Raw genomic sequence first — 11,820 nt, 5'->3', positions numbered from 1 at the left:
GGGCTGGGGAGTATTGTACCATTGAGACCCTCCGCCAGACCCCCCAGCGACCATATCTGTGAACCCTGCGGCCTCTCCGGGCCAGGGTTCCCCGATGTGGTCGTTCCATTTTCTCCGCCGCTTGTCGGCAGGAAAGGGGAGTCTCTCATGGTCTCGTCTCACGCATCTATCCCTTGGTACAACCTTCCGCCGCGCGCGTTTCCGGCCAAAGCCTGGCTGGAAAACCGCTATCCGTTTCGGGTCTCGCCCGCGTTCTTCATCCAGCCCAGGGGGCGCGCCACGCCTGCTGCCGCGTCAGGGCGGTGCGAGTTCCCGGCCAAACGCTGGCTGGCTGAGCAGCAGCAGCCCCACTGACAGCGCCGTCGTCCAGGCAGGTTGGCTGCCTGTAGCGCCGCCGTCCCTGGCGGCCAACCGCTCGCCAGCGCGAACGGCTGCCCTCACGGGCCACGTATTCGCAGGCCAACGTTGAGCCGCCTGGAAGGCGGCGCTACAGGTGAACGCTGCCCATAGACATAGCCGCCTTCATCTGGACGGTTGGCCGTCGTAATGGTACAGTTGATGCTGCCGCCAGAAGCCGATACCCTGCCTGGCAGCGCCGTCTCCATCCGTGTAGCACGAGAGTAGAGGGCAAAGTCGTCTGCTCTCTTAGCAAGGGAGAAACCTCCATGTCCATTGACGCCAGTATTGTTGGCGCGGAATCGCCAGCCCAAACGGTGGAAATCACCGCCGATGCCATCCGCCAGTTCGCCGATGCCGTTGGCGACGATACCCCCATCTTTCACGACGAAGCCGCCGCGCGGGCCGCCGGGCATCCTGCCCTGGTCGCGCCACCAACCTTCGTCACCAGGTTTCGCCAGTTCGTCGGCGCGCTCCCCATAGACCCTATCAAAATGCGCCTGCTGCATGGCGAAGAAGAATACACCTACACGCGCCCCCTCTATGCCGGAGATACGCTCACCATCCAGACGCGCGTGGCCGAAGTGCGTCAGCGCCCAGGCAAAGACGGCACGATGACCTTTGTTACTCTGGAAACCACCGGCAAAGACGCCAGCGGCGCGCACGTCTATACAGGCCGCACGCTCGCCATCCTGCGCATCCCCGAAGAAGGAGCCTAACTATGAGTACCAGCCTCAGCGCCCTCACTACCGGCCAGGAATTGACGCCGCTCGTCAAGCCGCCCGTCACCCGCGAACAACTCAGAGCCTATGCCGACGCCTCCGGCGATCACAACCTTATTCATCTAGATGACGATTTCGCCCGCATGGCTGGATTAGATGGGGTGATTGCTCACGGCATGTTGAGCATGGGCTTTTTAGGGCAGTTCGTCAGCGGCTGGATGGGTACGCTGGCAGGCAAGCCCGGCCTTGCCCGCCTCAAAGTCCGTTTTTCCGCTATGGTCAAGCCCGGCGATATCCTTACCTGCAAAGGGACCATCAAAACCATCGAGCAGCGCGATGGCCGCGCGCTGCTCACCCTGGACGTATGGGCCGAAAACCAGCGCGGTGAGCGCGTCACTGGCGGCGCTGCCGAAGTCTCTGTCGCCTGAGCGCCCTTGCTCCCGAACCCTCCCATGTGGCAAAATACACACCTGGCTCAGCAGGCTTGATAGCTGCTGAGCCGCTTCCGCCTGTAGCCGCGCAGCAGCGTCTTGCAAGTAAGAAAAGGAGGCCAACTCATGGAAACCACCGGCTGGAACCAGATGGCTGACTGGTGGGATGAACAGCTAGGCGATGACGGCGATCTCTGGCATCGCACGCTCATTGACCCGCCAGTCTTCATGCTAGCAGGAGATGTAGCCGGGCAGCGCGTACTCGACCTCGCCTGCGGCAATGGCTATATGAGCCGTCGTTTCGCCCGCCAGGGCGCGCACGTCATCGGCGTTGATGCCAACGCCCCCATCATCGAGCGCGCCCGCGCCCGCGAAGCCAGAGAACCCCTCGGTATCACCTATCATGCTGCCGACGCCGCTCATCTGGACATGCTGGCAGACGGCGCATTCGACCTGGCCGTCTGCAACATGGCCTTGATGGACATCGCCGATGCAGCCGGAGCCATTCAGGAAGTATCTCGCGTCCTGCGGCCACAGGGGCGCTTCGTCGCCAGCCTCTCTCATCCCTGCTTCGATAAAGTCAACACCTCTGGCTGGGCCATCGAGCGCATCTACCCCAATACCACCATCTGGCGCAAGATGAGCCGCTACCGGGCAATCGCGGTTGATGACATGCCCTGGCTCAGGATCGGAGACCAGCCGATCATCACCCAGGCTTATCACCGCCCGCTCTCCTGGTACTTCCGTATCCTGCGCGCGGCGGGTTTCGTCGTCGCCGCCCTGGAAGAGCCGGAGCCAACCGAAGAGTTTTTGGCAAACTCGCCGCAAGGCTCCTGGATCGCCGAAATCCCGCTGCACTGCGTCATCGAAGCCTGGAAGCTCGAATTAGCCCAGCCTACTCCTCCTGCTTGAGATCTCTGATGAGGGCGGCTATGCCCCGCTTCCGCGCCAGTTCAAGTACAGACAGATAGCTCATCAGAATCTCTTCGTCTTTTTGGTCGCCACGCCGTTCAGCCTCGGCAGCCGTCGCGCGCAGCAGTTCGGGCGCCGATTCCAGCAGCAAAATAGGGTGACGCATAAGAGTGTTACACACAGCCAGGGAATCGGGCGCCCGCAGCAGTTGGCGCAGCGCCTTGCCCATTTCCAGCCTCACCGATGGCAGCGCGCCCGCGTACTCAGCAAACCAGCCCCAAGGGCTGGCCCCGGCGCGGCGATGCGAGATGGTTCTCACACACGGTTTCTGCCTGATACCCACACAGCAGCCCGTCCTGCTCCCGAAAGACCCTACTCTTCGTCTTGATCGCTCCATAGAAAGCGTCCCTCTTTCCGCCGTAGGGAAGCGCGACCCCTTAGCCATTCGCTCCCTCGCCACATTATCAGGCTTGATCTTCAAGTTTACCAGCCTTACAATACGTAAGTTCTCGTCGCCAGGGGCAGATCGTGTGTGCTGGTTACACAACCGTTCCGCCTGGCGTCTAGCCTCCCGCTAGCATACTCTTGGAAGGCTGAAAAGTTTGTTTAATTTCATGCAAGATTTGTAGCGAGCAGCAAACATGATTGACCTTTTCTGGGAAGCCCAGTTGCACAAGGAAACGTACAGCGCCGTCTTGAACAGCGCCCTCAAGCCCCCAGGCACAAAACAATCCTTTGCCGAACAGGTTGGCATCAGCCCGCAGTATCTGAGCTATCTGCTCGATCCCAACGACCCTAGAACCCCCGGCCCAGCCGTAGCACAGAAAATCGCCGCCGCCTCACCGCTCGACCCGGAGCAGCGAGCAAGCCTGTTCGAGCATCTCTTCCTTGCCAGTCAGCGCCGATTGGAGCGAGAGCGTTCCCGCCGCGAAGTGGCGTCTCACTCGCCGCTCACCGCTCAAGTAGCGATGCTGGGATACGCGCACCATCTTGCCTGCGCCAGCACCGACCACCTTCAGATCAGGCCCCGGTTCCTCGCAGTGCGCGACGCCAGCCAGGACTTGCTCAAACAGGTGAACCCACACGTCGCGGCGCTGGCGGCAATCCAGATTTGCTTCATCCTGAGCGATACCCAATGCATCCTGAACCGCCCCGACGACGCTCTCTATCATGCCAAGCTCGCTCGCCTGCTCATCCATAGCCTGGACGAAAATATCTACCGCTCCCAGCGCGAATATATAGATCGCCTGGAGTTCCACGCCATCCGCGCCGAAGCCGTCGCCTATCACAACCTGAAACTGCCCCGGCGCGCCTATGCCTGCTGCGAAGAGGCCGACACCACCAGGGCCATACGGGAGCGGCCCGAAGAGTGCAAGCCACATCTTCTACGCGACAAGCTCAACGCCCTGAGCCACAGCCCTCGCTTCACCTTGCGCGAGGCAGAAGACCTGGCGCGGGAGGTAAGCAGCATCTCTCAGCGGATCGGCGGAGCCGACGGCCCCATCTGGGAGTTTCTTGTTCAGCGCTCATTAGGCCGCGCCTATCTCAAATACGGCGCCTTTACTAAAGCCAGGCGTGTCTTTGAGGCGCTGCTCAACGACCTGCATCGCATCCCCCACATGGAGCCGCTCCACAAAACCGTCTTCCTGAATACCTACGCAAAACTCCTCTGGCAGCAAGGGTACGCGCCCACAGCGCAACAGGCGCGCAACCTGGCGCTGAGCCTGGCTGAAGACCCCAGCATCACCCCACAATTCGCGGAACTGCGCGACCACTCTGGCCCAACTATGGGGCCGTTCCTCAGAGACCTGCATCTCCTGCCCACTGAGGAAGCGGCTGAGGAAGCGGCGCATGAGGTCTAAGCAAGCCTGACCCTGGGGGAACGGGAATACGCCGATGCCACCCTTGACAGGGAGGCGCGAAAGTCATATAATCACAATGAAATCCGACTAAAACCATCAGATTTAACCAGTGCCGCTGCTGCTCATTGGCGGCATTACCAGGAATAAGGAGCAACCTTCTATGTCTGAATTGGTCACAACGGAACTTGAGCGTTACGCCGCTGGCTTTTCTATGCCAGAAAACTATGTCTTCAAGTCCCGGAAGGGGCTAGACCAGCAGGTTGTCGAGCAAATCTCCGAGATGAAGGGTGAGCCTGCCTGGATGCGCCAGTTCCGCCTGAAGAGCCTGGACCATTTCCTCAAGCGGCCTATGCCCACCTGGGGCGCCGATCTTTCCGAGATCAACTTCGACGACATCTACTACTACATCAAGCCGATGCAGGCTCAGGGCAAGACCTGGGAAGAAGTCCCCACCGAGATCAAAGAGACTTTTGATCGCCTGGGCATCCCGGAAGCCGAGCGCAAGTTCCTCGCGGGTGTCACCGCCCAGTACGAAAGCGAAGCCGTCTATCATAAGGTGCGCGAAGACCTGGAGAAGCTGGGTGTCATCTTCACCGACATGGATACCGCCCTGCGCGAGCATCCCGACATCGTGAAGCAGTACTTCGGGACCATCATCCCCTACACCGACAACAAGTTTGCGGCCCTCAACAGCGCGGTCTGGAGCGGCGGCAGCTTCGTCTACGTACCTGAAGGCGTGCGGGTAGAGATTCCGCTGCAAGCGTACTTCCGCATCAACGCGCAGAACATGGGCCAGTTCGAGCGCACGCTGATTATCGCCGCCCCCGGCTCGTATGTGCATTATGTCGAGGGCTGCTTCCTGGCGGGCGCGTCTGTGCGCACCGCTGATGGCACGAAGGCGATTGAAGAGATTCAAGAAGGCGATACAGTTCTGACCCACAACGGGCGCTATCGCAAGGTCTATCACACCATGTCACGCCCCTATCAGGGCATGATCTATCATGTGCGCTTCTTTGGCGATAACACAACGCTGCATATCACTGAAGAGCATCCCCTGCTTGTCGCCCGGCGCAAGTATGCGCGTAACCACAACGAAACCTTTACCCCAGAGTGGGCACCGGTTTCGCTGCTGAAGCCAGGTGATTACCTCGTCGTACCTGTACCCCAGCCAGAGAAGCTGACCGAAACCGATCACTCTCTCACTATTCCCATTGGCCGGGGCCGACATGAGCCTGTCGCTAAAGAGGTCAGGCTCCCACTGGAGCCAGATTTCTTCCGCCTGGTGGGCTATTACCATGCCGAGGGGCATGTTGATAATGAGCATTACCTCTCTTTCTCATTCCATGTGGATGAGCGTGTCTTCCTAGAAGATACCCGCGCGCTGATCGAGCGCTATTTCGGCAAGCTTCCTATCGAGAATAAACCACGCCAGAATGGACAGACGCTGGTAGTCTGTTCAACGGAGGCAGCGCGGGCGTTTGCTCGTACCTTCGGAGCAGACGTTTATGAGAAGCGTGTGCCAGATTTCATCCGCAACGCCCCCCTCAAGCACCTGACTGAATGGGTGCGCGGCGCTTGGTGTGGAGATGGCAGCTATGACGAGCGGAAAAATATGTTCCGCTACAATACCATTTCTCCAGACCTGGCTCATAACTTCCGTGACGCCCTGCTGCGTCTGGGTGTGGCTGCATCAGTGAATCGGCAGGAACGCGAAGTGCCTCGCCAGGCTATCTATGCGGTCGTCATCTCGTCACCCTGGAACGAGCGGTTTGGTCAAATCGTTGGGCAGCCCGCGCCAAACGGCTCTCAAAGCGGCTCGCCCTTCTACCTGGACGAGAAGTACCTCTATATGCCGATTCGCGCTATCGAAATCGAGGAGATGGACACGACGGTCTATAACTTCTCGGTTGAGGAGGATGAATCGTATGTGGCTGAGGGAGTTGTCTCGCACAACTGCACGGCGCCTACCTACGCCTCCGACAGCCTGCACAGCGCCGTCGTCGAAATCATCGTTCAGAAGGGCGCGCGGGTGCGCTATACCACCATCCAGAATTGGTCGAAGAACGTTTACAACCTCGTCACCAAGCGCGCTGCGGCTTATGCCGACGCGACAATGGAATGGGTGGACGGCAATCTTGGCTGCCTGGCAGAAGGCTCAACTGTCACGACGCCTGAAGGCGTCAAGCCCATCGAGCGCCTCGAAGTTGGCGAGAAGGTGCTGTCCTACGACGAGCAGGCGGGGCAGTTGTGCTTCCGCGCTGTCAAGGGCAAGCGCTTCTCTGGCTACCAGCCTGTGCAGACCGTCTCAGTCGGCGAGCGTAAGCTGCGCGTCACCGCGAACCACCCCTTCTTCTCGTATCTCTACGACGCCGAAGCGGCAAAGAAGTTGGGCCGCTATCACCTGGCCTATGTGCGCGCCGATCACCTCAAAGAGGTGATCATCCCGCGCACCTCCATTGACTATGGCGCGCCCTATCGGCTGCGCGTACCCGAACTCGTGACCACGTTCGCTTCCGAAAACCAATACGCTTCAGCGCTGACGATGACCCGCGCGCGGGCCTCTCGTATGGCGCAGGCGCAAGAGACAACCGAGGCTCTGATGTGGCTCTTCGGCTATTGGGTCGGCGACGGCAACATTGAACTGGCTCCTGCCCAAACAGCAGGCGTTGTGCGCTACGCCAAAGTTGGCTTCTCCACCCCCGCCGCTGATCGCGCGCGTGGGCGGCTGGTCGAAACGATGACAGCCCTAGTAGACGCCCCGCCCACCCAGCGCGCCGATGGGCAGCATCTCGCCTGGAACAACAAAGAACTGGCCGAGTTCTTCACGATCAACGGCTTCACTGGCAGCGCTCGTACCAAGCGCGTCCCTCAGTGGGTCTGGTCCCTGCCAGAATCGCAGCGGCTGGCCTTCATCGCGGGCTATCTTGATGCTGACGGCTGCGTCGTTCGTGGGCGCTTCAGCCTGAAGTCGGCTAACCGCGAACTGCTGCAAGACATCGCCTCGCTGCTGGTGACGTTGGGCATCACCTCGCGTCTGCACACCGAGTTCGCTGAACCCCGGCAGGTCGAGATTCTGGGCGTCACCTGCATGGCGCACGGCTCCTATCGCCTCGTCTTTGCAGCCGACCCCCGGCTTTGCCAGCATGTAAGCGCAACCCTGCGCTTGCAGGCGCAGCAGGAAGCGCCGACGCTTCAGATGAATCGCCAGGTTGGCCGGTCATCTATCGAACTGCCTGAGAGCGTCGAAATCATGGATGTGGATGTCTCCGAGCCAATGGCCCTCGAAGTCCCCACCTGGGACATTGAGGTCGAAGGCACAGGCAACTTCATCTCGCAAGGCTTCATTGTCCACAACTCCAAGGTGACTATGAAGTATCCTGCCGTCTTGCTCATGGAGCCGGGCGCGCGCGGCGAAGTCCTCTCCGTCGCCTTCGCGGGCAACGGCATGCACCAGGACGCGGGCGCGAAGGTCACGCACCTGGCCCCGCACACCTCTTCGCAGATTCTCTCCAAGTCCATCTCGAAGGGAACGGGGCGGGCGTCCTATCGCGGCCTTGTCCGCGTGAACCCCAACGCGCATCATTCCAAGTCGAATGTGCGCTGCGACGCCCTGCTGCTGGACGAAGAGGCCCGCACCGATACCTACCCGACGATGCGCCTGGAAAACAGCCAGGTCGAAATCGGCCACGAGGCTACTGTCTCCAAGGTCGGCGAAGAGCAACTTTTCTACCTGATGAGCCGGGGCCTTTCCGAGAACGAAGCCTACTCGATGATCGTCAACGGCTTCATCGAGCCGATCACCAAGGAACTCCCGATGGAGTATGCCGTCGAACTCAACCGCCTCATCCAGCTTGAGATGGAAGGCTCTGTCGGCTAATTCCCCATCGTGAGTAGAACCGTCAATTTCACGAAGCCGCCCCGGCCAACTAACCGGGGCGGCTTCCGCGTGTACCGCCGCCATCCCTGGCGGCCAACCGTAGCGCCAGCGTCCCTGCTGGCAGGGGTGGGGAATCTACGCCGCCGAGACGCGCACCACAATCGCCGTGACGTTATCAGGCCCACCCGCTTCGTTGGCGCGGGCAATGAGGCGCTGCACGCTCTCTTCGGGGCCGGATTGCTCGATGATGGTTCGCAATTCTTCATCCTCCAGCATTTCCCAAAGACCATCCGTACAAAGGACAAGTGTATCGCCCTCCTGCACTGGCTCGGTGAAGAGATCAACCTCAAGGTCGGGCTTTTCGCCAAGCGAACGATAAATCTGGTTGCGCTTCTCGTGCGTGCGAACCTGCGCAGGAGTAATCTCGCCGCGCTCGACCATCTGCGCCACAATCGAATGGTCGCGCGTGACCTGGCGCAGGCGCCCGTCGTGCAGGACATAGACGCGGCTATCGCCAACATTGGCGGCGTAAAGCATCTGATCGTGCAGCACGGCAGCAACGCAGGTGGCGCCCATGCCGTAGCCATCGGTACCTTTCGCCTGCTTGGCCTCATTGGCCTGGCAGATGGCAATATTCGCCAGCTTGACTGCATTCTGGAGGGCGGTAGGAATATCGCCCTGGAGATCGTGGTAGTAGGCGTCCTTGACCTGCTGAATGGTTAGCTCGCTGGCAACATCGCCGAGATCATGGCCGCCCATGCCGTCGGCAACTACAAAGAGCGCGCCCCTGTCTTGCAAAAGCTGTTGGTCTTCTGGTATCACTGAGATAAGCTGATCTTCATTGTTCGCCCGCTTGCGCCCGATATCCGTGCGCTGCCCAACATCCAGCCTGAATTGCACCGTCATAGCCAACTGTTCCTTTCCGGCAAGCGCGAAATCGCGCCCGTCACGCTGCACCCAACTCCTGACCCATTGGATACAGACCGTTTTAACGAAATCACTGAATACATCGCTCCAGAGGCGCATCGCTCCCAGCGTTCCCCACCGACGCAACGCCTCGTAATACGCATCACGGAAGACCAGAACCATCTCAGAGGCATACTCCTCACGAAAGGCGCGGGGGTAGGCGAGCAAGAGCAGCCGGTACAGGCGCTCGGAAAAGGCAGCGGGAGGATAGCCCATTACGCGCCTCCCGTCGTGCCAAAATCAGGAAGAACCTGCTTGCTCTGCGCGATATGCACCAGTTGCTCCAGGCGATGAGCTTCGGCCTGCAAGACGCGGCTCCCGAAGCCGGTCAGGCGATAGTAACGCCTGCGCTCTTCGCCGTGAACAGACTCGCTGCGTTTCTGCGCTTCGACAATCAGGCCATCTTTGAGCATGCGCTGAATCGAGCCATAGAGCGTTCCTGGCCCCATACGCATCGCGCCCCCAGTGCGCGCCTCGACCTCCTGCATGATGGCATAGCCATGCTTCTCGCCATCGGCAAGGGCTAAGAGGATGTGCAAAACCGTCGGAGTAAGCGGCAGCAGCGCCTCGGGGGCGCGCTGATCGTCGTTTGACATACCCTCATCTTCTCCTGAACTTCTCCTGAAGCAGTGGCCGGAGCCATCCCCCACTCGCTGTTAACACACTATAGCGCCAGCGGATATATCCGTCACAGATATAGTAACTGGAAAAAAGAAGTTTGTCAAGAGAAAGGGCAAGGCATGCGCCTCATTTCTTGAAGAGGCGCGTTCTTGCGGGCAGCGCCGCCGTCCCTGGCTGCAAATGCTGCTGCGCCCTATGCGCTGCGCCTCCGAGCAGAACGCTGTCACTATAGCAGCCCCAAGCACTCAAGACGATTTGGTATAATGAGAGGCAAGAAAGAAGCTGGCTAGGGAGCTAGAGGAGGAAGCCAATAGAGAGAGTCTCATCGCGGGATGGCGTCTCAATCGCCTACAGCCGCAGCGGCAAGGGCTTGCCGCTTGTGCTGGCGCATGGCACCGCTGAAGACCAGGCCCGCTGGATCCCCATCCTGCGCCTCCTGGCCGAACACTTCACCGTCTATGCTCTTGATCGGCGTGGGCGCAACGGAAGCGGAGACGCCGCAGCCTATTCTCTTCAGGATGAAGCCAGCGACATCCTGGCGCTCCTCGCTGCTATCGAGGAACCTGCGCATCTCCTCGGCCATTCGTATGGCGCGCTCTGCTTGATGGAAGCCGCCTTGCGCAGCGATCATCTGGGCAAACTTATTCTCTATGAGCCGCCCTTCCCGCTCGGCCAGGACTTCTACCCTCCTGGCTCCATTGATGGCCTGGAGTCCATTCTCGCGCGGGGTGATCGCCTGGGCGTCATTACTACCTTTCTCAGAGATTTTCTTCATCTCTCGCCCCTGGAAATGGAACTCGTAAGCTATCTGCCCGTCTGGCCTGGGCGTGTCGCCGCTGCCCATACCATCCCCCGCGAACTGCGCCAGATTCAAGGCTACCGCTTCCAGCCGGAGCGTTTCAGCGCGCTCAAGACACCCACCTTACTGCTGCTCGGCGGCGACAGCCCATACTATATGAAAGACGCCGTTGCCGCTTTGCACAACACATTGCCCAACAGCCAGGTCGTTACCATGCCAGGGCAGCAGCACAACGCCATCAGCGCCGTCCCCGACCTCTTCGCGCGCGAGGTCTTGCGCTTCCTCATCGCAGACTGATTAGCGTTGCGCTTCTTTCTGCGCATGTGCTGCTTCCGCCGCGCGCTTCAGCCGGTCCAGCGCATCCTCCACGCCGCGATGATACTGCTTTTCGCCCAGGCGCTCCAAAAGCCAGCCCCGCCATCCAGGAGGGAACGTGAAGTCTCAGCCAAACTGCACCCGGCACGATGCCGCGTTTACCTTCGCGCAGCTAATCTGGTTCTGCACCCCAATCCCCAGCGGCAGCTTCGTATTCAGCCGTATCTGATGCTGCTGCGCATCTAGCATCTCAATCGTCATGCTCACCGCCCACTTCCGGCCCAGCGCCTTGCTCCAGCCAGCCACCACCTGGCCGGGCGCCGCTGGCTCTGGCGGCGTCACGCGCTCCGTGTGCATATCCCACCACTGGTCATAGGTCTCTGGCTGCATCAGCAGCGCCCAGACCTCTTCAACCGACGCGCCCACCACTGCCGCCGGGCATACACTCACAGGCATAGGTATCTCTCCCTTCTACCGCTCTGCCAGCAGCAATATACCAAAAAATCAACGCCTGACGTTTCTTTTCTACAGAAGGTCATGTTCTTATCTTTAGTATCCAAAAAGGCAGAGTGGCATGAACATCCTCGACATCTATCGGCGCGCGCGCCAACATCTCCCGTTGACTCCCAAGGAGCGAGCGTTCCTCAAGTTTGCGCAAGGGCTGGTCGTCTCGGCCATCACTTCCGCCCTCTTCGCAGCAGGCCAGCTTATCCTCAGCAAAGGAGCAATAAGCTGGCAAGACCTCTGGAAAGTGGCCGCCGTTGCCGCAACCGTCACCGTTTTTAACACGCTCATCAAATTCTTCACCGCCAGAGGCGAGCCGGAGCTTGGCGATATGGCCCAGAAGGTAGAAGCTGGCATAGTCAGCAAGATTCAGAGCGCCTGACCGCGCTGAAGAAGACTTGCCCTGCGAAGTAGA

13 protein-coding genes are annotated in these 11,820 nt (G+C 59.9%); 8 read left to right on the top strand and 5 right to left on the bottom strand.

Annotated elements, in window-relative coordinates:
• A partial coding sequence (locus tag VH599_00185) for a hypothetical protein (GenBank protein ID HEY7346701.1) occupies nt 1–354 on the top strand: 354 nt, incomplete at its 5' end.
• A gap of 83 nt (nt 355–437) precedes the next feature.
• On the opposite strand, the gene VH599_00180 is transcribed toward VH599_00185, so the two are convergent.
• On the bottom strand, nt 438–605 hold the full coding sequence (locus tag VH599_00180; protein HEY7346700.1) for a hypothetical protein: 168 nt from the start codon (nt 603–605) through the stop codon (nt 438–440).
• 60 nt (nt 606–665) lie between these two features.
• Here VH599_00180 and VH599_00175 point away from each other — a divergent pair, with 60 nt between their 5' ends.
• The 3 genes from VH599_00175 to VH599_00165 all read left to right on the top strand — a co-directional run bounded on the left by VH599_00175 (nt 666) and on the right by VH599_00165 (nt 2,461).
• Nucleotides 666–1,115 (top strand): MaoC family dehydratase N-terminal domain-containing protein, encoded by a 450-nt coding sequence (locus tag VH599_00175; protein ID HEY7346699.1) that lies wholly within the window; start codon nt 666–668, stop codon nt 1,113–1,115.
• 2 nt (nt 1,116–1,117) lie between these two features.
• Nucleotides 1,118–1,546, top strand: coding sequence for a MaoC/PaaZ C-terminal domain-containing protein (locus VH599_00170; protein ID HEY7346698.1), 429 nt, complete (start codon nt 1,118–1,120; stop codon nt 1,544–1,546).
• Nucleotides 1,547–1,675: 129 nt separating this feature from the next.
• Nucleotides 1,676–2,461 carry a class I SAM-dependent methyltransferase gene (locus tag VH599_00165; GenBank protein HEY7346697.1) on the top strand — a complete coding sequence of 262 codons (786 nt, stop codon included), beginning with the start codon at nt 1,676–1,678 and terminating at the stop codon, nt 2,459–2,461.
• On the opposite strand, the gene VH599_00160 is transcribed toward VH599_00165, so the two are convergent.
• Entirely contained in the window at nt 2,445–2,780 is a 336-nt protein-coding gene (locus VH599_00160) for a hypothetical protein (GenBank protein HEY7346696.1), read from the bottom strand. The genes VH599_00165 and VH599_00160 overlap by 17 nt on opposite strands.
• Before the next feature lie 322 nt (nt 2,781–3,102).
• On the opposite strand from VH599_00160, the gene VH599_00155 reads away from it, so the two are divergent.
• Together VH599_00155 and VH599_00150 are read left to right on the top strand one after the other, a co-directional pair.
• Entirely contained in the window at nt 3,103–4,323 is a 1,221-nt protein-coding gene (locus tag VH599_00155; GenBank protein ID HEY7346695.1) for a helix-turn-helix transcriptional regulator, read from the top strand.
• A gap of 160 nt (nt 4,324–4,483) precedes the next feature.
• Nucleotides 4,484–8,200, top strand: coding sequence for a SufD family Fe-S cluster assembly protein (locus tag VH599_00150; GenBank protein HEY7346694.1), 3,717 nt, complete (start codon nt 4,484–4,486; stop codon nt 8,198–8,200).
• Nucleotides 8,201–8,335: 135 nt separating this feature from the next.
• On the opposite strand, the gene VH599_00145 is transcribed toward VH599_00150, so the two are convergent.
• The gene (locus VH599_00145; protein ID HEY7346693.1) at nt 8,336–9,382 is read right to left on the bottom strand and encodes a Stp1/IreP family PP2C-type Ser/Thr phosphatase; all 1,047 of its coding nucleotides are present in this window, start codon (nt 9,380–9,382) and stop codon (nt 8,336–8,338) included.
• Complete coding sequence (locus VH599_00140; GenBank protein HEY7346692.1) at nt 9,382–9,762, bottom strand: PadR family transcriptional regulator; 381 nt, start codon at nt 9,760–9,762, stop codon at nt 9,382–9,384. Before VH599_00140 ends, VH599_00145 begins: the two co-directional genes overlap by 1 nt.
• Before the next feature lie 404 nt (nt 9,763–10,166).
• On the opposite strand from VH599_00140, the gene VH599_00135 reads away from it, so the two are divergent.
• Entirely contained in the window at nt 10,167–10,883 is a 717-nt protein-coding gene (locus VH599_00135) for an alpha/beta hydrolase (GenBank protein HEY7346691.1), read from the top strand.
• Between the two features lie 144 nt (nt 10,884–11,027).
• Here the strand turns inward: VH599_00135 and VH599_00130 are convergent, their stop codons facing one another.
• The gene (locus tag VH599_00130) at nt 11,028–11,357 is read right to left on the bottom strand and encodes an SRPBCC family protein (protein ID HEY7346690.1); all 330 of its coding nucleotides are present in this window, start codon (nt 11,355–11,357) and stop codon (nt 11,028–11,030) included.
• A 118-nt stretch (nt 11,358–11,475) separates the two neighbouring features.
• Between VH599_00130 and VH599_00125 the strand changes: the two genes are divergently transcribed.
• Nucleotides 11,476–11,787, top strand: a complete 312-nt coding sequence (locus tag VH599_00125) for a hypothetical protein (protein ID HEY7346689.1) — start codon at nt 11,476–11,478, stop codon at nt 11,785–11,787.
• The last annotated feature ends 33 nt before the right edge of the window (nt 11,788–11,820 follow it).

The organism is Ktedonobacterales bacterium (assembly GCA_036557285.1).
In the GTDB taxonomy this organism is placed as follows: domain Bacteria; phylum Chloroflexota; class Ktedonobacteria; order Ktedonobacterales; family DATBGS01; genus DATBHW01.
This window is presented reverse-complemented; position numbering and strand designations above follow the sequence as displayed.

Coding starts and splice junctions, on each gene's coding strand:
- VH599_00125 (HEY7346689.1), top strand. CDS start 11,476: ATGAACATCCTCGACATCTATCGGCGCGCGCGCCAACATCTCCCGTTG.
- VH599_00150 (HEY7346694.1), top strand. CDS start 4,484: ATGTCTGAATTGGTCACAACGGAACTTGAGCGTTACGCCGCTGGCTTT.
- VH599_00145 (HEY7346693.1), bottom strand. CDS start 9,382: ATGGGCTATCCTCCCGCTGCCTTTTCCGAGCGCCTGTACCGGCTGCTC.
- VH599_00180 (HEY7346700.1), bottom strand. CDS start 605: ATGGAGACGGCGCTGCCAGGCAGGGTATCGGCTTCTGGCGGCAGCATC.
- VH599_00165 (HEY7346697.1), top strand. CDS start 1,676: ATGGAAACCACCGGCTGGAACCAGATGGCTGACTGGTGGGATGAACAG.
- VH599_00140 (HEY7346692.1), bottom strand. CDS start 9,762: ATGTCAAACGACGATCAGCGCGCCCCCGAGGCGCTGCTGCCGCTTACT.
- VH599_00155 (HEY7346695.1), top strand. CDS start 3,103: ATGATTGACCTTTTCTGGGAAGCCCAGTTGCACAAGGAAACGTACAGC.
- VH599_00130 (HEY7346690.1), bottom strand. CDS start 11,357: ATGCCTGTGAGTGTATGCCCGGCGGCAGTGGTGGGCGCGTCGGTTGAA.
- VH599_00175 (HEY7346699.1), top strand. CDS start 666: ATGTCCATTGACGCCAGTATTGTTGGCGCGGAATCGCCAGCCCAAACG.
- VH599_00170 (HEY7346698.1), top strand. CDS start 1,118: ATGAGTACCAGCCTCAGCGCCCTCACTACCGGCCAGGAATTGACGCCG.